Source organism: Paenibacillus sp. FSL H8-0280 (assembly GCF_045040665.1).
In the GTDB taxonomy this organism is placed as follows: domain Bacteria; phylum Bacillota; class Bacilli; order Paenibacillales; family Paenibacillaceae; genus Paenibacillus; species Paenibacillus xylanexedens_A.
Window position 1 is genome coordinate 5128674 of record NZ_CP150296.1, and the last position, 20023, is coordinate 5148696.

At 44.2% G+C, this 20023-nt stretch carries 18 protein-coding genes; 4 read left to right on the plus strand and 14 right to left on the minus strand.

The features are described from left to right. Positions 1–240: 240 nt before the first annotated feature. The 7 genes from MHI12_RS22410 to MHI12_RS22440 all read right to left on the minus strand — a co-directional run bounded on the left by MHI12_RS22410 (position 241) and on the right by MHI12_RS22440 (position 11324). Positions 241–1587, minus strand: coding sequence for an AbfB domain-containing protein (locus tag MHI12_RS22410; protein ID WP_405170372.1), 1347 nt, complete (start codon positions 1585–1587; stop codon positions 241–243). Between the two features lie 440 nt (positions 1588–2027). Beyond that, on the minus strand, positions 2028–5066 hold the full coding sequence (locus MHI12_RS22415; RefSeq protein ID WP_405170373.1) for a beta-galactosidase: 3039 nt from the start codon (positions 5064–5066) through the stop codon (positions 2028–2030). A gap of 362 nt (positions 5067–5428) precedes the next feature. Then, positions 5429–6925: a glycoside hydrolase family 30 protein gene (locus MHI12_RS22420; protein WP_405170374.1), complete on the minus strand. Its 1497-nt coding sequence runs from the start codon at positions 6923–6925 to the stop codon at positions 5429–5431. Between the two features lie 91 nt (positions 6926–7016). Beyond that, positions 7017–7862: a carbohydrate ABC transporter permease gene (locus MHI12_RS22425; RefSeq protein WP_017687022.1), complete on the minus strand. Its 846-nt coding sequence runs from the start codon at positions 7860–7862 to the stop codon at positions 7017–7019. Beyond that, positions 7855–8742 carry a carbohydrate ABC transporter permease gene (locus MHI12_RS22430; RefSeq protein WP_036668619.1) on the minus strand — a complete coding sequence of 296 codons (888 nt, stop codon included), beginning with the start codon at positions 8740–8742 and terminating at the stop codon, positions 7855–7857. The genes MHI12_RS22425 and MHI12_RS22430 overlap by 8 nt, the downstream gene beginning before the upstream one ends. Positions 8743–8843: 101 nt before the next feature. Next, positions 8844–10115, minus strand: coding sequence for a sugar ABC transporter substrate-binding protein (locus tag MHI12_RS22435; protein ID WP_091027983.1), 1272 nt, complete (start codon positions 10113–10115; stop codon positions 8844–8846). Positions 10116–10295: 180 nt separating this feature from the next. After that, entirely contained in the window at positions 10296–11324 is a 1029-nt protein-coding gene (locus MHI12_RS22440) for a LacI family DNA-binding transcriptional regulator (RefSeq protein WP_405170375.1), read from the minus strand. A gap of 287 nt (positions 11325–11611) precedes the next feature. On the opposite strand from MHI12_RS22440, the gene MHI12_RS22445 reads away from it, so the two are divergent. Then, entirely contained in the window at positions 11612–11974 is a 363-nt protein-coding gene (locus tag MHI12_RS22445; RefSeq protein ID WP_017687018.1) for an iron-sulfur cluster biosynthesis family protein, read from the plus strand. Between the two features lie 374 nt (positions 11975–12348). Beyond that, positions 12349–12774 carry a hypothetical protein gene (locus MHI12_RS22450; RefSeq protein WP_146117046.1) on the plus strand — a complete coding sequence of 142 codons (426 nt, stop codon included), beginning with the start codon at positions 12349–12351 and terminating at the stop codon, positions 12772–12774. 83 nt (positions 12775–12857) lie between these two features. On the opposite strand, the gene MHI12_RS22455 is transcribed toward MHI12_RS22450, so the two are convergent. Continuing rightward, positions 12858–13283 carry a hypothetical protein gene (locus tag MHI12_RS22455; protein WP_405170376.1) on the minus strand — a complete coding sequence of 142 codons (426 nt, stop codon included), beginning with the start codon at positions 13281–13283 and terminating at the stop codon, positions 12858–12860. A 114-nt stretch (positions 13284–13397) separates the two neighbouring features. After that, entirely contained in the window at positions 13398–13868 is a 471-nt protein-coding gene (locus MHI12_RS22460; protein ID WP_405170377.1) for an NUDIX domain-containing protein, read from the minus strand. Between the two features lie 528 nt (positions 13869–14396). Here MHI12_RS22460 and MHI12_RS22465 point away from each other — a divergent pair. Continuing rightward, positions 14397–14975, plus strand: coding sequence for a hypothetical protein (locus MHI12_RS22465; RefSeq protein ID WP_405170378.1), 579 nt, complete (start codon positions 14397–14399; stop codon positions 14973–14975). A 160-nt stretch (positions 14976–15135) separates the two neighbouring features. On the opposite strand, the gene MHI12_RS22470 is transcribed toward MHI12_RS22465, so the two are convergent. The 5 genes from MHI12_RS22470 to MHI12_RS22490 all read right to left on the minus strand — a co-directional run bounded on the left by MHI12_RS22470 (position 15136) and on the right by MHI12_RS22490 (position 18060). Next, complete coding sequence (locus MHI12_RS22470) at positions 15136–15339, minus strand: hypothetical protein (protein ID WP_047843932.1); 204 nt, start codon at positions 15337–15339, stop codon at positions 15136–15138. A gap of 72 nt (positions 15340–15411) precedes the next feature. Further along, positions 15412–15945 carry a hypothetical protein gene (locus MHI12_RS22475; RefSeq protein WP_405170379.1) on the minus strand — a complete coding sequence of 178 codons (534 nt, stop codon included), beginning with the start codon at positions 15943–15945 and terminating at the stop codon, positions 15412–15414. Between the two features lie 85 nt (positions 15946–16030). After that, positions 16031–16543, minus strand: coding sequence for a pilus assembly protein (locus MHI12_RS22480; protein WP_405170380.1), 513 nt, complete (start codon positions 16541–16543; stop codon positions 16031–16033). 238 nt (positions 16544–16781) lie between these two features. After that, positions 16782–17426 (minus strand): hypothetical protein, encoded by a 645-nt coding sequence (locus MHI12_RS22485; RefSeq protein ID WP_405170381.1) that lies wholly within the window; start codon positions 17424–17426, stop codon positions 16782–16784. A 157-nt stretch (positions 17427–17583) separates the two neighbouring features. Further along, on the minus strand, positions 17584–18060 hold the full coding sequence (locus tag MHI12_RS22490) for a hypothetical protein (protein ID WP_405170382.1): 477 nt from the start codon (positions 18058–18060) through the stop codon (positions 17584–17586). A gap of 218 nt (positions 18061–18278) precedes the next feature. Between MHI12_RS22490 and MHI12_RS22495 the strand changes: the two genes are divergently transcribed. After that, entirely contained in the window at positions 18279–19958 is a 1680-nt protein-coding gene (locus tag MHI12_RS22495; protein ID WP_405170383.1) for a PucR family transcriptional regulator, read from the plus strand. Positions 19959–20023: the final 65 nt, after the last annotated feature.

The window sequence follows — 20023 nt, forward strand, 5'->3', positions numbered from 1 at the left end:
TCCTTATGAATTTACACTTGCACTCCGATGTCAGAACAACTTTCCGATCGCTGTTATCCCCAGATTTTTTTAATTATTCTTAAAAAGGGGAAAATCCGGGGATAGCATATGCTTCCGATGCAGCTTTCTTTCAGAAAGCTTTTAGGCGCACGCTTCGCTTCTTCAAGTTATTTCTGACCTCTCTGTTATCGTGTAAACGTATAGTTTAAATTGTTTGTATTTTTAGAAAACAAACACCTATTATTGTGCAACCTCTCGGAAAGTCGCGTCTGACTTATCGAGTGCAGTAACAACAGCTTCCAATTTCAGCACATTATTGTAATGTCTCAGATACAGGTTCGGGTTACTAAACGAGGTATACGATGTCCAACTAGCGTTAGCAAGTCCATTTACACGTTTGAACGTGGCGTCATTTCGGAATGTAGTACTGCCGTCATTTTTCACAAGTGTGATGCTGCCATTATTATTGCGCAGGAAATAACCCGGATAATTCATGGACTCAAACGAAATGCCTGTTACATTCGACAGCCCAGGAACGATACGGAATTGTGCATCATCCGCTGGACTGACACTCGCATCAATCCGTGCCTGATAGTTGTAATGGCGAATGAAGCTACCAGGCACATTGAAGGACTCCAGCTTGCGGATATCCCCCGGTTGTCCGGACTCTTTCATTACGGTCATATGCCGGACGAGGCCGGTAAGACCCGCAATCTCTTGTTTGGCACCCCAAGTCTGGAAGTTGTCAGCAGAGTCGCTGTAATAATATTTTTGTGTCGCATAGCCGTCAAAGTAGATTCGCCATGAACCATTATCCAGCTGAACAAGCGCCGGACCTTCCACCCAAGAACCCCAACCTGCCCAATCCCCTGTGCCTTTAAAGGTATAAGGACCCGTTAGCGAAGTGGATGTCGCATATTCAATGTATTTGGTGGTCTCGTTTTTGGTAAAAGCATAATAGGTTGAGCCTGTCTTCACGATAAAAGTGTCGATATAATTGGGAGCAATGCCTGCCAGTTCAGTAGGTGCAGACCATGAGGTAGATGTTAGATTGCTACCTGAAGCTGTGAGTACATAAGGTTTGAAATTCTGATAGTTGCCTGGTGAGAGGGACACGATAATGTTCAGACTGCCGTTGCTGTCTTTGAACCATTCTGGTGCCCAGGTGTGTGCAATTGTGGTAGGTGTGGATAATGTAATGTTACGGACAAATGTCCAGTTTACCTTATCCGGACTGGAGGCGATGCCGATGGTGTTACCCGACCAGTTCGTGGTGTAGACGACGTAATATAGACCATCTGTGTGCTTCATGATGCTGGGATCGCGGATCAGATTGGCCGGAGGTGTATAGGCTGGCCCTTTTAGCAAACCATAGTGGGTTGCATTATACGATTCATAGATGTACATATTGGACTCACTTGTGTTCGTAAAAGCGGATATCGTATATACACTTGTCGCTGCTCTGGCTGTATTGGGGAATAACATCGTTAATAGAAGTAATGTTCCGAGCAGCAGAATCATTCCGGCCTTGAAACCTTTGGACTTTCCTACTCCTACTCCTATTCCCTCTTCCTTCTTCGTCAACATTGGGTCATCTCCTTATCCATAAGTGATGAACAGAGGAATACCTTACTGTATTACCAAAGAAAAAGCGTACCTGGGACTGCCTCTGAAGATCAACACCTCACGACTACCTGTTCAAATTCCAATTACATGAAGCATCACTCCCTTCACAGATCATGGATGAACACTTTTTATTTATGTAAACGGTTACAAATAATGATGCTACAAGTGTTACAGTTGCCCATTCTACAGACCTGATCACCACAGTTCACCCATTCCCTTAGCCCAATTTACGCACAAGACTGAATCCGAAGATTCACAAGCTTGGGTTATTTGACTAAGAAAATGAGGTAGTGTGACTGTGTTAAAAGGTGAAATGTTGCGTGCGACTCGAACTATCTCGATCCAGTTCTTGTTCTCAACCATAGTTGAATCGGTAAGACAGCTAACGATCCATACATGAACTATTCAACCACAACCCACGGATAACGGGATAACGCATCCAACAGGAATCGTACACGTTCTGGCGTTCTGCCTTCTTCATCGAACAAAAGTAATTCATTCTCTTCCTGTAGCCATGCTACTGGAATTTTGTAATCCTCTTGCGGACCAATCTGCCAGTAACGGCCCAGATGATGTCCGTTCAGGTGAATCGTTCCTTTGCTCATCCCGGTCAGGCGAAGCATCAGATTCACTTTATGATGCTCCGAAACCGCAGGCTTCGCGAAACCCCAGCGGTACCAGACCGGCTGACCATACGATCCTCGGACTGGAGTATGATTGGATACAGGGTGAGACTTCTCACTCAATGTAGCACTATTGACCGATTCATTCGTGGTGTCGGGCACCAGATTGGCAGTACAATTGCCACCTGCGGCGATACCAGGCTGTCCTGCAGGCTGGATTGACCCCTGTGCTCCAGGATGGATCGATTCCGGTCCTACCTCGTATCTCTCCCATTGTTGCGGAAGCAATGCATCCGTCCCTGCCATACGCCAATCCTTCAGTTCTCCCTGACTCGGATATGTGATTAGTTCCAGTCGATTCAGCGAAGAGCAACTATACGGCATTTCCAGTGTATTTGTCTCTCCGGGCTTGATATACAAGGAGATGTCTAACGTCTGGAAGGCAAACCAATCCTGATATCCTTCCATCGGAACTTCGATACCATTGATACGAAGACCTTTGCTCAAGGCACCCACAAGAATCGCGCGATCCATGCCATCCAGCTTAAAGCTCCTGCTGATACGTGGCGCCCCATGTATAGCGTTCACCTCATCGAGATGCACAAGTCCACTCTCCATATGCCAATCCCGACGAATATCCTGAACTTGGCCATTCAGATACACAGCACCAGCCAGACCTTTGCTCTCACCCAGATACGGGGAGAAGTTCAATCTGCCCATATGCTGCACCAGAATCTGAAGTGTATTCTTCCCTTTGGCCACCTGCAACTGCACTCCAGCGGCACCTACCTGACGCACTAATGCCTGCTGAACACCATTAACGATGATTCTGGCGGTATCCTGGATATCCGGCAAAATGAGACTCGTAATTCCTTCGGTTGGACTTTCGAAATCGCATTCGTACAATAGATAACCAAAATCTTGTCCATACCGGGAGAAGTCTTCCGGTTGTCCACTCGCCGAGCGTTGCTTTGCAGTTAACGTAATACGTGACAGCTCAGGAGAATCAGATAACGTCGGTGCAATTGGCGATGTCCATGGAAGCTGCTGCTGTTTGCCTGCAATAGGCTTCTCGCTGGCATAGAACTCGTGACCTGTTAACGTCCGTTCTCCATCGGTCCAGTCACCAAGCAACGTAATTGTGCGATCTGGGTCAGTAATCATGCCCTTGACCTGACCGGATGGTAATACGTCTACGTCATCGAAGCCGATCGCATAACGAAGTCCCTTCTGGTCTGTTGCTTCCAATCGCCATGTTCGATTCATCGTTTCTTGATCCAAAATGATGAATCGGATCGGTGTGCCGTTTGCTTCCAGCTGGATCGTTCCCGGCTCTTGGAAATGGAACAAATCGAAGCGGTATACGTTCCTGGCTGAATCATGTTCGACCAGCACTTGCACTGTGCTGCCCGTGACGTTCAATGCCCCTGCTTCCAGTTCAAGAACAGAACGCTGCCCGGCAGCGGCCACGATGAACAGGTTCAATTCTCCGTTTATCATTTCATTGCCCGTAATCATCGTACCCGCAGTCAGGTATACGTGTTCAGCAATCTGTACTCGATCCAGCAACGGAACAATCTGACACGGATTCACCGATACGGGAAGAGTACGGCCTTCCTCCAGCGTAATGTGCATCGTCTCCCGTTCATCCTTGTGACTCTCCAAGAACCAAATCTTCTGGTTGTCAGCCTGTCTGCCTCGTACAGATATGCCCTCAGGATGACGTACAACGATCTGTTCTTCTGGAATTTCCTCTGTTTCCATCAGAAGGGCCCCGAAAGCATGGACGAAATAGGACAAATTCTTGGTTACTGCATATTTTGGTGTCACCCGTCCATATTCGTTCAGGGGTGCATCATAGTCATAGGACGTAATCATAAAGATGTCACTGCTACCCATCGTTCTGCCGCCATATCCACCAAAGTTCGTGCCACCATAGAACATGTAGTGACTGATTCCGGTATACCCGGCACGCAGAATCTCCATAATACGTCTCTCCAGCAAAGGTGCTGTCTTCTGAATAGCCGAAGGCCCTCCCCAATTCTCGAACCATCCGGTCCAGAATTCCGTGACCATCTTCGGGGTGTCCGGCTGTTTGACTCGAAGTTTCTCATAATGCCCGTCAGCACCTGACCAGAAATTAGCCCCTTCAATCGTGCCTTCCGCCCCGCCAACGCAAGTGATCAGCGTAGCGTCAATGCCACGTTGCAACAATCCATCCCTCAGCGTATTCATATGGTCACTTGCAGCAGCGTCATCCATCAGATACCCGTATTCATTCTCCACCTGCACGAGAATGACCGTACCCCCGGCGGATAACTGGCGCTCCCGAATAATCGGCACAATCCGGTCAAAGTACAGGTTCACATAGTGCAGATACGTCTCATTATTTTCCCGGAATTTCACGCCGTCCTTCGTACTAAGCCAGTATGGAAAACCGCCAAAATCCCATTCCGCACAGATAAACGGACCTGGACGCGCAATGACCCACATGCCCAGTTCTGCACACAAATCTAGAAATTCTCCGCAATCGTTGTCCCCTTCAAAGGACCACTGTCCTTCTTCCGGTTCATGCACATTCCATGCAAAGTAGGTGTCGATGCAGTTCATACCTGCCAGCTTCGCCTTCAGCAGAACCTCACGCCATTCCTCCTTTGGCATACGGAAATAATGGATCGTGGCACTGTTCAGAAATACACGCTCTCCGTTTAGGAAAAAGCTGCGTGCATCATATGTCAATTCAGATAGAACACCGTTCTCAGCCCTGGCGATGTTCTTCTCCTGTTCCTGTAGCAAAAGGGATGCTTTCTCTGTCAAAGTTATCCCCTCCTTCTCTTTATTTATATAAATTGAACTAAAGATTATTTACACTGCACACTTCGATGACAGAACAATCTTCCGATCGCTGTTATCCCCAGATTTTTTGATTTCCTTTTCTCAAAGGGGAAAATCCGGGGATAGTGTATGCTTCCGATGTAGCTTTCTTGCAGAAAGCTTGTAGGCGACCGCTCCGCTTCTTCAGGTTTTTTCTGTCCTCTCCGTTCGGTGTAAATGTTTAGTTCAATTTATATAGGTTCATATGTCCTGTAACTCTTTTAAAATATAAGGCGAAAAATCCGTTGAACTAAAAGACAATCTACACCAGCACTACGATGACAAAATCCTTCCGAGTGCTGCTATCAGTTCCCCTGCAACGTCACGCCTTCCAGTACAACCGTTGTGATGGAATTGTCGGCCGTAGGCACTTCAAGTCCGTTGGCATACACCGGAATGTCTTCAAGCTGTTCCATGTTCCGATCCGGTGAAGTCTGATAGACCTGCGCAGTGGCTGATTTTCCATACGTATACCCTTCCAGTTCAAAAGCCGTTGTTCCCGCTGACAGTTCATTACGAATCACCAGCACCAGTCTCTGACGTTCCGCGTCATAGGCAGCCAGTGTGCGTCCACCATCCGTTGGAATAATCGTCGCGCCGGGACGAATGAACTTTGTGAACTGGGCCATACCATAATACTGTTTGGTCATTTCATACTGCTCTTCTCCGTTAAAGTTGGCATGAATGAAGCCCCAGTTATTATTGGCGCCTTCATCTTCAACGGCCTGCCAGTATACCCAGGCGGATGGCTGCATGATTTTTAGATCAAACATGATTCGCTCCGCCAACTCTTGCACCGAGGCCATATCCTCATGACTATGCGGCTCGCTGCCGCCGGTTCCGTACTCGGACATCCACAGCTTCTTGCCATGGCGTTCTGCCAGCGTGCGCAGCTCTTCCATTTTGCTACCATTATAGGAGTGGGTATTAATCTGCTGGATTACGTCCAGCGTGTCCTGATCATAAAGGTTGAAATTAAACACCGTCTCATCAATGCTGTTATCGTCCGCTGCACTAATGACGGTTCCATCCAGTCCTTTGCTCTTCAACGATGCAGCAACTTTTTTGATAATCTCGGCCTGTTTCTCATTCGTAAAATGACTGCCTTCCTGCATATTGCCCTTCTTCCACCAATCAGAGGAAGGTTCATTGAGCGGATTCAGTGTGCGGAAAGTGATCCCCCACTCGTCCCGATAATGCTTCACAACTTCGGTCAGATAGTCGGCAAATGCATCATACTGATCATCACGCAGATTATTGCTGCCATCCACGGCTCCGGTCACCGATCCACTGATCGTCATCCAGTAAGGTGGTGAATTGGAGAATGCTTCAGCAATGTTCACACCTCGCTCCATCGAGCCTTGTAATACAGCCCGCTGACCTGCATCAGCCTCCCAATCCCACTCTCCAGGTTCAGGCTGGAAGCCAGGTACATCCCCGCCGGGACGAAGGGCTTTCATCTCCGGATTTTCCTCACCGCCAATATTGTAACGAACGATGTTCAGACCTAATCCTTTCTCCGGATCAAAGACCAGATCCATCACTTCACTCACCTTCGCCTGATCCTTCCATCCGCCCAGATCGTTGGCCCACCAGGCAAGTGACGTGCCCCAGCCTTCAAAATGATCATAGGACTGATCCAGCTTCAGACGTACCGGTTCCTCTTGAAATACAAGCGTTTTGGATGATTCATTGGCAAAATGATTGATAACAATTCCTCCTCCTGCCAGCAGGGCAATCAGGGCTACACCCATGAGGATATAGCTCCGTTTGCCCCTGCTGCGTTGTTCTTTATGCGCCATGGGCTATACAATCCTTTCTCCATGTACGTTGATTATTCCGTTGACCTTGAACGTCAGGTTCAGTACATACACTAACTACAGATACCTTCTGTTACTTGATTCCGCTGCTTCCGCCGCTAATGTTGGCTTCATAGACATAACGTTGTCCGAACAGATATACCAACACCATCGGAATGGTGAGGAACAGGGAAGCGATCATCACAAGGTTCCATGGTGGCATCTGCCCACCACCTACCGTAGTCAACAGCTGCACCCCAAGTGCCAGCGGCATTTTCTCCGGATCATTGATATAGATGAGCGGCCCCATGAAGTTCCCCCAGTTATAGGAGAATGAGAAGATCGCAATAGCCGCAAGTATCGGATAAGTCAGTGGCATGATGATCTTCCAGTAGATTCCCGGGTGCCCCATACCGTCGATCATGGCGGCTTCATCCAGTGATTTTGGAATACTCATAACGAACTGCCGAATCAGGAATACGTTGAACGCTCCGGCGAAGAAGCTCGGTACGATCAGTGGGTAAAATGTATTAATCCAGTCCAAGTGACGGAAGATGATAAACTGCGGTACCATCGTCACCTCACCCGGAATCATCATCGTACTGAGCAACACAATAAACAGGAAACGGCTGCCTTTTGCCTTGATTCGGGCAAAGCCGTAGGATACGATCGAAGCTGATAATACCGATCCGACAATCGTAAAGACGGTAATGATGACCGAGTTTTTGAGATACGTGCCAAGATTGTTATTCGTGAAGATGGTATAAAAGTTCGACCATTGGAACTCCATTGGTACGAAGGTAAAGGCTGATTTGACGGTTGTTGCGTCACTTGCCAGTGCAATGGAGATCATGTACAGGAAAGGCGAAGCAAGCAACACCCCGACCAGAATCAGAAAAATATAGGATATCGTCTTCTCCACAGTCGATGGATTACTCATTGGCTTTTCCCTCCTCGTAGTGCACCCATAGCGCCGATGAACGGAATACAACGAGTGTCAACGCCATGATGATGATGAATAGTACCCAGGCAATCGCCGATGCATATCCCATTTTGTAGAATTGGAACGCATTCTGGAACAAATACGGAACAACCATCTGACTTGAATTGTCAGGTCCGCCGGCAGTGACGATGAATACCTGCGCGAAGGTCTGGAGCGCTCCAATCATGCCAGTCACGAGATTGAAGAAAATGACGGGAGTCAGCATTGGGAATGTAATATGGAAGAACGATTGTGTACTTTTCGCCCCATCGATGGCAGCAGCCTCGTACAGCTCCTGTGGAATGCCTTTCATCCCTGCAAGCAGCAATACCACGCCACCACCCACGCCCCATAAAGACATGAGAATCAATGCAGGCTTAACCCAGTTCGGATCAAGAAGCCAGGCGGGACCCTGAATACCGAAGATCGCAAGTGCCTGGTTAATCAATCCTTCAGTCGGCGCAAGCAAGTGGATGAAGAGCAATGAACTCGCAACCACTGGAACAACGGAAGGCAGATAGAACAGAATACGGAAGAAGGTGATCCCTTTGATTTTCTTGTTGAGGTAATATGCAATCCAGAGCGAGATCGACATGCCCAGCGGAATGGATATTAGCGCATAGAAGAATGTATTGCCGACGGATTTCCAGAAGATCGGATCATCGGTCAGTAGTGTTTTGTAATTGTCGATACCGATGAATTCAGGGGACTGGAACAGATCCCAATTCGTGAAGCTCATATAGATGGAAAACAGGATCGGACCCAGGGTCAGCCCCAGAAACCCGATCAGCCAAGGCGAGATGAAGATGTAGAACCATTTCCCGTCCTTTTTTCTCACGTTAAGCCCTCCCATGACGCAGAGAGCAGATGAAACCCGCATTCACGCCGATTCCACCTGTCCTGCTGTCGCTGCTATTTGTGCATGTTCAGAAAAAACCTCTATTTGTAGAGTCTTTCCAGTCCACTCTGAATTTCGGTTACGGTATCATCAAGCGAGGCTTTGTTGTTGAAGTACACACCCAGCTTATCGTTAATGAGCTTCATCATTTCGTTCCATTGCGGATTGAACGGTTCTGCATAGATCGTCGATTCACTGAACGCAGCCATGTTGATTTTTTTGCCGCCATATTCAGCATTGAGGAATTCATCACTGGACAGACCCGCTTTGGTTGCAGGAGCATCCTGACCGGCTTTGACCATTGGCATCTGTGCTTCCGGTGTGGTCAGTGCTTCGATGACTTTGAAAGCTTCTTCCTTGTGTTTGGAAGCGTTGGTAATCGTTAACCCGTTAAAGAATGCGTTCGTTTCGCCCCATACCGGAGAGATATCCCAATTAATGCCTTCCACCTTGGCAAGTGAACCGATGTTCCAGAACCCTGTCGTTTCCATAGCGATCTTGCCTTGAGCGAACAACGGATCGGCTCCGATATTCCCCATGTCGGCAATCTCGGTTGGCGTTGGTCCCGCACCGTGTGTGAAGGTCAGGTCATTCATGAATTGTAATGCTTTACGCACAGGCTCTGTATTGAAGGTTGGTTTGCCGCTCTCATCGAACAGTGAGCCACCGTTCTGGTAGATCAGCTGCATCCATTGCGGCCACCAGCTACCCGGGTAGTAACCCCATTGAACCGTTTTGCCGTTCTCCTTCACCGTCAGCTTCTGAGCTGCTGCCATCAGATCGTCCTGCGTCCAATCTTTGGTTGGGTATTCCACCCCAGCCTTGTCAAACAGATCTTTGTTATAAAAGAGGACCATTGCGCCTGCCCGATCCGGCAAACCAAATTGTTTGCCATCATACTTCATCAGGTTTGCGATATCATCGGAATAACGCTCAGACATGTTCACATTGTTCGCCTGAATCATGTCATCCAGCGGTATAATCTGATTCTTGGAGGCGTAAGCCTGATAGTTCTCGGCAATCATCATGATGTCCGGTGCCGTTCCCCCGGCGATCATGGTCTGTACTTTCTGGTCATAATCCCCTGCAACCACGTTCAGCTTCACGTTAATATCGGGATACGTCTGTTTCACAATGTCGAGTCGTTCCTGATAAATCTTCTTCTCATCCTCCGAGCCCCAGATCGTCATGCTCAAATCAACCTTGCCACCGGACTCGCCGGAAGAACCGTTTTTACTCCCGCTGCTACAGGCTGTCAGACCCATTACCATGACCAGCATCAATAACGAAATGACCTTTAGACTTCTTCTCATACGTTACGCCCCCTTGATATAATGAATGGATGACTACACTGAAACCCGTTTCATGAAATGGGTTTCATTAAGCTGAAACATAAAACCCGTTCCACTTTATGAAAGGGGTTTCATTCACGCACTCATTATATTTCACCCTTCGAGGAAATGTCAACGCTTTCTTTTCCAATTACAGGCCCTTTATCTTGCAGCAGGTCCTGTACTTTGACGCACAATCAGCTCCGGTTGCAGAATGATCTGCTTCTTCGGTTTGCCTTGGTTAATCAGCTCATGAAGCACATCCACAGCCTGTTTGCCAAGCTGATACGTGTTCTGGGATACGGTTGTCAGTTCCGGTATAACGGCACTGGCGAGCGGTGTATCATCATAACCCACAATGGATATGTCCCTCGGAATCGAGAGCCCATGCTCAATCGTTGACTTAATGGCACCAATCGCTGTATTGTCATTGACGCAGATGACTGCGGTTGGCGGATTGTCACGATCCAGCAGTTTGGACATCTCCCGTTTGCCGTCGTCGATGGAGAAGCTACCGAGCAGTTGCCGTTCTTTTGGTATTTCGAGCCCATGTTCCCGAAGTTTCTTCTGCACAGCTCTGACCTTGACCATGGTGGTGGACAACTCTTTCAGACCGCCAACAAAGGCGATATCGCGATGCCCCAGTTCAAGCAAATGCTCAGCTGCAAGGGCTGCCCCTGCACCCTCATCCGTGTACACCCGGTGGAACCCGCCTTTGGCAATATTGCCATTGACCAGCACGATTGGCATACGTTTGCCCATATCAATCAATTCCTGAGCCATGTCATCTGGACAGACCTGCATGTTGATTCGCCCGCCGAGAAAAATAATCCCGTCTACCCGCTTCTCTCGCAGGATGGACAAATATTCAGATTCCCTGCTGTAGTCGCCTGCGGTATTACACAGAAAGAAGGTATATCCCAATCCGCGAGCCTCATTCTCCGCGCCCCAGAACACTTCCGGGAAGAAAGGATTCGTAATGTCAGGCAGGATGATGGCAATGGTGCCCGTCTCTTTCTTGATCAGACTGCGCGCCTGCGCATTGGGCTGAAACTGGTGTTTTTCGATGATGGACATAATCTTCTCTCGGGTGCTTGCACGCACAGGTGCCGTATCATTCAGTACCCGGGAGACCGTCGCTACAGATACATTTGCTTCTTTGGCGATGTCGTATATGGTGATCGGTGTCATAGCGGAACCTTCCTTTTTCTCTAATTTTCCCTATTTTCCCTGCTTATCATACCAGATAAGGAATGGCGATGAAATGGGTTTCATTGACGGGCGAATGATTTCACACTGAACCCATAGAAATTCCGGGTATAACATTCATACGTAAATTGGTCGTTGCATTACGTATTAGCGTCAATATATACAGGACATGTTTGCTTTTCTTTATTTCACCTTCTAATCTGCGTTTATGGTCCATATATTAAATTGTAAGCGAATTCATTGGAGATTAGAGGAGTGTGAACAACGTCATGATCATTCAAGTCAGTCCGCTGGCAGAAGCAAGACTTACTGAAAAGCTGGGAGATCGACCAGGCTATTTCAAATTGTTTTATGATACCGATGGATGCGGTTGTGACGGAATTGCGGTACTTCTGATCTTGAACGAACCGGATAGCGATGATGTTACCGTAGAAGCGGGGTCGCTTCCCTTTGTAATCAACAAACAGCAGCAGATTTACTTTGAACCCTCTCTGCGTCTGCAATCCGAGCACAGTTTCCCTTCGTTTCGATTGAGTAGCGATTCCATGATCTATGGCAGTAACGTCAAAGTCCATGATTTACGAGATACCGCAGACGTAGCCCCACAGCCCACTGGATGGTTTGTACGATAAACGTTTAATATGCACTATAATCAAAACCTCCCAAGCCCAGATGTCATGCGGGACGGGAGGTTTTTTATCAATTTTAATGAGTTCATTAGGCATTATGTTCGTAAACATTTCATATTCGTGCAGTGCCTCTGTACCTCTGCTGCTCTATTTCCGAATATTTTTCGGGACAAAAGACGTGAAAGTTTGATTAATTAATATAGACTTTAGTTTAATACAAATAATTACAAGCAAACCGTATACTTAGATAACTACATATGAATTTGGGAGATACACAAAACGGAATACCTAATTTAAAGATATAAGTCTAGTTATACCAAAAACACGGTTAGAACATTGTATCCGTTTAGAAGTGTCTAGGAGGAAAATTGAAACTTATGAAGTTACCCACAATCCTGAACGTAGTCCGCATCTTGTTGAGTATTAAAGTTATATACCTTATTGTTTCTTTCAGTGTATTTCTCTATATTTTCAGTCAAAATCCTGAAGCCTTCGCCGGTTATCAAGTGAACGGCAATGATCTGATTAATTTCTCTAATGAAATTACTGGGAGAATCATATTTTTGATCATTCCTAGTTTGCTTGCTATCATTTGCATCACCAAACGACAATTCAGATCGACTGTTACGTTCCTGAGTATCGCTTTATTTATCGGACTACTGAATGAAGGACTATTAACTGGACTTATTCAACTATTCGCCTTGTTAGTTGTGCTCTTACATCGACCAAGTAAGATATTTTTAAAGCGCCAGGATTCAAATGACACAGAGACACAATATATCGCCAAGAAGAGCCTGACTTAAACGTCAGGCTCTCTTTGTTTTGGTTTTTCACAAACAAATCCATTAAGCGTAATTATCTACCCGACAACTCAATGTAACTAAAATTACTTCACAAGAATTTCAATTGGATTCATGTTTAATGAGATATCCCCGGTCACATCCACAAAGAGATTTTGTTTCCCTTTTTTGGTTACCCTAAATTCATCTTTAACCTCAACCACTTGACCTGATTTAAATTCAGTTACATATCCCACATCCGTATAATTACGCTCCTCGTCACTACCGGAAAAGAAAAAACGAATGATAGGTTTTCCATGGGTTATTTCAACAGGTTTAATACCTGTATATTTTAATGTTCCTTTTACTTTCAGTGCCTCACCCGTACTTATAACAGTTGGTGTTGTTACTTCAAGAACGAAATCAGATGCTACTACACGTTCAGTAATTGTATCTTTATTTTTTTCTTTTGGTGAACACCCCACAAATATTGTGGATATCACTAATACCAACATTAAGATGTTATTACTCATTTTAATAATTTCATCTCACCTCTCTCATACTCTAACGAATGATGTATAGAAAGGGTTGCTCAAATTGTTCCTTAATTTCCCTTAAATATTGTTTACTGTTAGTTCAATCATGTATCACACGAATTCAATTAACTTCCTATCTATTTCCGCGATATCACCAATCTCCGATGTACCATCCCAAAGGATAATTGAAGAAGCTTCATCGTTTTCAACAAAATCATCAAGTTGGCACAATTCACCCATGAACAGAGCTCCATACTCCGTCCGCTCGGTTCCATGAAAACTTGGCTGGAGTCTAAACTTCATTAGCCCTTTGAATTCAGCCGAATCCATATTTTGATTGGTTTCCTCAAACAATTCTCTAATTACACATTGCTCCGCATTCTCTCCAGCTTCAATAATACCACCTGGAAGTTCCCAGTTGTTTCTCCACTTATTATGCATGAATAGATACTTTCCTTGGTACTTCACCACAATTAGAGCATGTGTTAGTGGAGCATCCAGTGTGCTTGTAATGACCTTATCGTACTCGATACGAATAAATTCCAAAAAAATGTTACCTCTTGAATCTGTCATGATTGCCATTTTTACTCCTCCATTTCTTTTGTAACCAAAATAAAAAACGCGCTAGACCTAAGTCCTGCGCGTCATATATCACAGGATGGGAAGCGCGAATAGCGTTAACCCATCCCAATTTTTTTAGGAATGGATTAACGCTTTTCATGATGGTGAGATTGTTTTAATTCTTGAATTAACATCGGCCATTCTCCTAATCATCAATATATGGAAATAATACCCACTGTAGTACTTTAGAGTCAAGTATATAATTTCGCTCATTTACCAATAACGTAACCTTGCCATTAGTTGAACAAAAGCAGCCAATCACATTGATCAGCTGCTTTCTTTGGATTATTGAGCTATCGTTTCCAATTAGCTTATCAAGCTTCAAAGCTTTACCAACTTTCGTCTGATAAAGTATTGAACTTTGATTCATGGTCTCTCTGTGCGCCGTTTTGAAATTTGATGTGAGAGAAGAAGGGAATAAGTAGAATAATATTGAACAACTACATAATCATTAGAATAATTGATGAACATATAAATGAGGTTGGCAAAATGAATAATGATAGCAACTGGACAGTTTTATTTATTGGTGGAGCATCAGGAATAGGTAAATCAAGTATTGCTTATGAGATTGCTCGATATTTTGGTGTGAATGTCTTGGAAGTAGATGATGTTCACCTATCTGTAAAAACAGTTACAACTAAGGAGCATTTTCCTGTAATTCATTATTCGGATTCTGATATAGATGGGAAATACTTTGGAGTTGACGGCACGGTAAACTGGCTGATTGATGTCAGCAAAGAAATGGTTCCAGTATTAAAAGAGCTTGCAAACCGGCATATTGAAGATAAATTACCTATCATTATTGAAGGCGATTTTATCTATCCCGAGTTAACATTATCTTTTGATAAAAAACAGGTGAAATCAATATTTGTACATGAATCAGATAAAAATCAAATAGTGCAGAATTATCTAGCAAGAGAAGGTGGCGAATTACAACATGATAGAGCTGAAGTAAGTATTTCGTATGGAGAATGGATAGCAGATACCTGTAAGAGAAATGGAATTGAATTGATTGAATCAAGACCTTGGAATACTGCTTTAAACAGAGCCATAAAGTGTTTATTGTAATACGGACATTAGGATAATTTGCTTCTTGTAGGCCTATGGGGAATTAATGGCACTTTTTGAACTAACCTGCCCGTTAGTTGAATGAAAGCAGCCCATCAAATTTTTCGGCTGCTTTCTTTGTTTTATTGAGCTAACGTTTCCCGCTAGCTTAAAAGTAATTTCACTTTTTTAATTGAGTCATCTTTTTAAGGAGTACCGCGGTGCAAACAGATATAACACTGGCTAAGTATAAAAGAGCATATGCTATGGCAGCATAATATGTAAGTTCAGCTTCAATATCGGAGCTTGTAAGAAGCAGAATAATGGAAAAGCCAACAACAAAAACTACAGTACCTAACAGAACATTTTTAATTCCTTCTTTCACATACTCACCTCCCAGGGATTTTTGACAGTTCCGGCCTGCTATTTTAGCGTTTATAATTTTTCCTCCCTTAGGCTATTCTCGATTGTTATCTAGCCCTTTCCCAAAACAAGTCTTTTGGTTGTATGATTCGAAAAATTCGGAATGAATATCCCGGGTTTTAATAGTGAGTAGATATCCATTTATCGTGTTAGTAATCATTTCAATTTCAGATACATTGTATGAAGTTATATCCATTTTCGAAATGATAACTTGCTTACTAAGCACTTTTGATAAAGAAGAGGTAATTTGTTTCTTTACATCGTCATTTAAACTTTCAAACTGGAGTACAAGGTTTTCAAGGTCATCCTTGCTATCTTTCATCAAACTGTGGGATTGGATAGCACTATGCTTTGGAGATGAAGACTTGATAGCATAAATCTCAATGATGTCATCCATATTAAATTTAAAGTTTTTACCTTCTTCTGTTTCAACAACTAGGTAGCCTTCCTTTAATCCTTTAGCAACACCACGGAAAAATTCATCTCGATTATTCACTTTGAATACTACAGAATGTTGTTCTCTAACTGTCATCTCAATAAATTCTCTCTTATTCATCATATTATGCAATGTGTTCCCCTCCCTTTTAAAGATAAAGTATTCTATATGAGATAGTATGTTATTCCATTGTCCTTACACTAACCTGCCCGTTAGTTCAATAAGTTAGATCAACAGTATCGTCCGGGTCTGAACCAGCTGATCCCCATACTCCCCCTTCAACGCGATAACCGCCACCACTCCATTGAAGCAAGTAGCCTCCAGTATTCATATCTTGGGTGAAACCTTCTTTACTATTTATCCAATCAAAAGATTCCCCGGCAGCAATCGTTCTAGCGAAATACACTTTACTAGTATCTAAGTGCGTCAAACTAACATTGACTTCATGGCTACTATTGTTTTTCATAAGCAGTTTTATATGTACAAATTCCGGATTTACGGAAAAGGGTTGCTGTACCGTTGCGCCTCCAGAAGCAATAAAGTGGGAGGGTTTGCTCTCTTGTTCGCTTAAAGACTTAGAAAGGGTTGTACTTTCGGACTTGCTTGATAATACACCAGTTTTTGGATTAAACATATTCTCTTGAGTTTGACTTGTTGAATCACAGGCAGTTATGGTCGCTGTTGTTAAAGCTAATGCTACAACAGTAAAAAATAGTCTCTTTTTCTTCATTACTTCATTCCTCGTATTCTTTTATTAGTTATGCTAAAACCTATAGAATTTCCTCGTTATTAACAACGCTATCAATCAATAAAAGTTACACCTTTAATTCGTAAGATGGCATTGAGTTAACCTGCCTTTAGCTGAACAAAAGCAGCCGATCAGGTTGATCGGCTACTTTCTGAGGTTTATTGAGCTATCGTATTTCTTTAACGTAACAACTGACGACTGATATAATTTGACACTTCAGTCATCGAAAACCGAAATGCTTTTCAACTTCCAATAACATCTGATCTTTATTGGACTGAGATGTTCTCATAAACCATTTTAATTGATACTGCTCTGCTTGTTGCAGGTAATGATTCGATGCTCTAACCACCGTGTTTAATGTTTCGTCCCGTGCACGTTGCGGATCTGATAAACTAGGGAACACATCCTCCATGCCTCTCAGATGATCTCGATCCAGATACTCCGCTCGAATTAGGTCATCTTCTGCAAACATATAAACAATTCGGTTGGGGTCAACAATCTCCCTTAGATAAGCAGGTTCCATAAAAGTATCTACTACGATTGGCTTCTCTTTCCCCATCTGTAACAAATCCAAAATAACAAACTCAACGCTTTCATCAAACACTGAATTCAACCAGTGACTTCTATCGTTCCCACGCCCTAAAAAGAACCATTCCCAATCAATGAAGTGTCGCAAAATTGCTGGATGATCCTGCGGATTAGCCTTTTTTTGATAATCGAAAGTGTGGTCATCTGAGGAATAATAATTAATATCCCATTTTGAAGAAAGTAACTTTGTCATCGTGCTCTTTCCACCGCAAGGGCCTCCGCATATCCAATAAACGTGATCTAAATATTGTCTTAATAGTCGGTCTGAAATTTTCATTTTCTGAACATCTCCTAGTATAAGATTATTTTCTTATTAGGGAGAACGTCTCTTCTTGTTTGCATTACATGTCCAGGTCGCTGGCATTGCTACACCACCTTTCCGAGCTTAATTGTCTGATAAATTTATTCCTCGGAATCACTTTTCACAATCACAACTAATGATCTGTATACTGCCAAGCGTGAATCGGTGTACCTTTAGTGACTTCACCTGTCACTGTATTGATTTCTAGTGGCTCAACTAAAACCTTCCATCCATTTTCGCTTTTAAAAATTTTATACGGGAGTGGTGGTGACTGTTCGTAGTCTTGTCCTGCATACTTTTGAACCACATAAAGTTGAACTTCATCCTTGTTGGTTTGTCTGCTTTCCACAATTTCATACCCTGTAGTTGGATTAGTTTTAAGATCCTTTACATATCCTTCTTCACGACTTTTCTCATCCAAATAATTGGTATCTTCAGAATAGAACATCATTCCCTCTACATCCTTAGCAATGTAAGCCTGAAAGTACTCCGTTGCTGCTTCCATCGGAGTTTGGGCTACAACTCTTTCTGCAGTAGTAGTCGATGCTACTAAAATAGAACCAGCAACAACACCAGCAAGTAAAAGCGATACTATTCTTTTTCCTTTCATTGATTGAGAACTCCTTTTTAGTGATAGAGTTGGTAATAGTGATCAAATTTTCTTTAGATCTACTTAGTATAACGCATTGAATTATTGGAAAGTTTTTATATTTATGAGAAATTTGTTTACATCTATCTTTTAGCCTCTTTATCCAAACTCTTCTTTACGCCCACCTAACTTAATGTTAGATTTTATAACATATCATTATGAAAGCGAGTGGGTTGAAGATGGATCTGCAACAGTTATTGACTATCCCCATTCTCTACAAAGCAAAGGTTATTGCCGGGCATCGCGGACTAGATCGCTTGGTGCAATCGATTAATATTATGGACGCACCAGATATTGTCCAATTCCTGAAGCCGGGAGATATGCTGCTGACCAACGGTTATATCCTCAAAGACCGCCCAGATGCTCATCTTGGATTCATTACAGACATGCATGCCATTGGTTGTGCAGCGCTTGCTGTCAAGACACAGCGTTTCTCTCTTGAGTTATCTCCGCAACTGCTTGAGACGGCCGACAAGCTGGGCTTCCCAATCATCGAGCTGTCTGAGATAGACAATACACTTGGTGAAATATTTCAACATTCAATCAGTGCCATCCTTCAGAACAAAACCCATGAGCTCCACTACGCCTTATCTATTCACAAGCAATTTTCCACGATGGTGATGCAGGGAAAAGGCATACCATCCATCGTAGATACGTTGTCTCAGTTGCTATCCTCACCTGTACTTCTGCTTGGTTCGAAGAAGCAGATTACGGCAAGCTCCCATTATGCACAACAGATGGATCACCAGTCTCTCGCCGCGCCCTTACTGACTTTTATAGATGAGCACCCTTCCTTCCATACCGCAATCTCGATCTGCCTGCTTACTGCTGATAAATATCGACATGCCGAGCTTCATCCCATCTTCACGGATCGGCACGAGGGTTATTTGATCGCACTATACGACAGTTCCACAAGCTCTAAGCTCTCCACTCTAGCACTGGAACAAGCGGTCAATGTGATCGGTCTGGAGTTAACCAAGAAGCAAGCCGTCAAGGAGCGCTCCCGCCGTTACAAAAATGAATATTTCTCCGATCTCATTCAGGGCTTCATTCGTTCGGAACAAGAAGCGCTGCATCGCGGCAAGAAATATGGGCTGCAAGCCAAAGGAAGTTCTGTTCTGATCATCGCCAAAAAGGATGAATCCTTAGCGGGCATACCTAAGCAGAACTCTACTCCCTCCGGGGAAGAGCGGTTCATCTCGGAACGAGACGCTAATTACGAGTTGATTAAACAGGAATTCGCCAGATTGGATCTTTCCTTTGTCATGTTCACTAAGAACGACCAGTTCGGCATACTTGTCTTTTTGGCCGAAACGTCTTGGGACGAACACACCGTTGTTCAGCAGCTTGAACGGATGGCGAGCAATCTGTATACAGAGTCGCAGCTCAGCCTATCCTTCGGAATAGGTAATCCCTACACCAATGTATTGGATATTGGACTCTCCTATAAGGAGGCAGTCAAGGCGCTCCAATCCGGTTATCAGATGCGTAAGACACGCTTCGCTCATTCCTATCAAACCATGGATATAAGCCGTCTGCTGCGCATGATCCCCCACGATGAGATGATGCAGTTCCATCAAGAAACCTTTAAGCCCTTCAACGACCGAGATGCAAACGAGCGTAACGAGCTTATGAAAACCTTGTCCTCCTTCTATGAGAATCATTGCCAGATCGTCGATACAGCGAAAGAGCTGTTCGTACATCGCAATACAGTGATCTACAGATTGGAAAAATGCGAGAAACTGACCGGCAGGAACATTAAGGACCCGATGGAGAGCCTGCGCTTCCGACTTGCCTTCGCGCTTGAGTCCCTTTTGAATGTTAATCCAGCTCCTAGTGAAGCTAATCATACGTCTTAAACCGAGAATGTGTCATGTATAATGACACGTTCTTTTGTTTTCTTCTCATATTCAATTCATGTTCA

Bases quoted from the DNA above. Each gene is read 5' to 3' on its own strand.
- MHI12_RS22440 (WP_405170375.1), bottom strand. From the start codon at position 11,324: ATGACACCGATCACCATATACGACATCGCCAAAGAAGCAAATGTATCT.
- MHI12_RS22420 (WP_405170374.1), bottom strand. From the start codon at position 6,925: ATGGCGCATAAAGAACAACGCAGCAGGGGCAAACGGAGCTATATCCTC.
- MHI12_RS22465 (WP_405170378.1), top strand. From the start codon at position 14,397: ATGAATAATGATAGCAACTGGACAGTTTTATTTATTGGTGGAGCATCA.
- MHI12_RS22410 (WP_405170372.1), bottom strand. From the start codon at position 1,587: ATGTTGACGAAGAAGGAAGAGGGAATAGGAGTAGGAGTAGGAAAGTCC.
- MHI12_RS22460 (WP_405170377.1), bottom strand. From the start codon at position 13,868: ATGGCAATCATGACAGATTCAAGAGGTAACATTTTTTTGGAATTTATT.
- MHI12_RS22455 (WP_405170376.1), bottom strand. From the start codon at position 13,283: ATGAGTAATAACATCTTAATGTTGGTATTAGTGATATCCACAATATTT.
- MHI12_RS22495 (WP_405170383.1), top strand. From the start codon at position 18,279: ATGGATCTGCAACAGTTATTGACTATCCCCATTCTCTACAAAGCAAAG.
- MHI12_RS22445 (WP_017687018.1), top strand. From the start codon at position 11,612: ATGATCATTCAAGTCAGTCCGCTGGCAGAAGCAAGACTTACTGAAAAG.
- MHI12_RS22435 (WP_091027983.1), bottom strand. From the start codon at position 10,115: ATGAGAAGAAGTCTAAAGGTCATTTCGTTATTGATGCTGGTCATGGTA.
- MHI12_RS22450 (WP_146117046.1), top strand. From the start codon at position 12,349: ATGAAGTTACCCACAATCCTGAACGTAGTCCGCATCTTGTTGAGTATT.
- MHI12_RS22480 (WP_405170380.1), bottom strand. From the start codon at position 16,543: ATGAAGAAAAAGAGACTATTTTTTACTGTTGTAGCATTAGCTTTAACA.
- MHI12_RS22485 (WP_405170381.1), bottom strand. From the start codon at position 17,426: ATGAAAATTTCAGACCGACTATTAAGACAATATTTAGATCACGTTTAT.
- MHI12_RS22425 (WP_017687022.1), bottom strand. From the start codon at position 7,862: ATGAGTAATCCATCGACTGTGGAGAAGACGATATCCTATATTTTTCTG.
- MHI12_RS22490 (WP_405170382.1), bottom strand. From the start codon at position 18,060: ATGAAAGGAAAAAGAATAGTATCGCTTTTACTTGCTGGTGTTGTTGCT.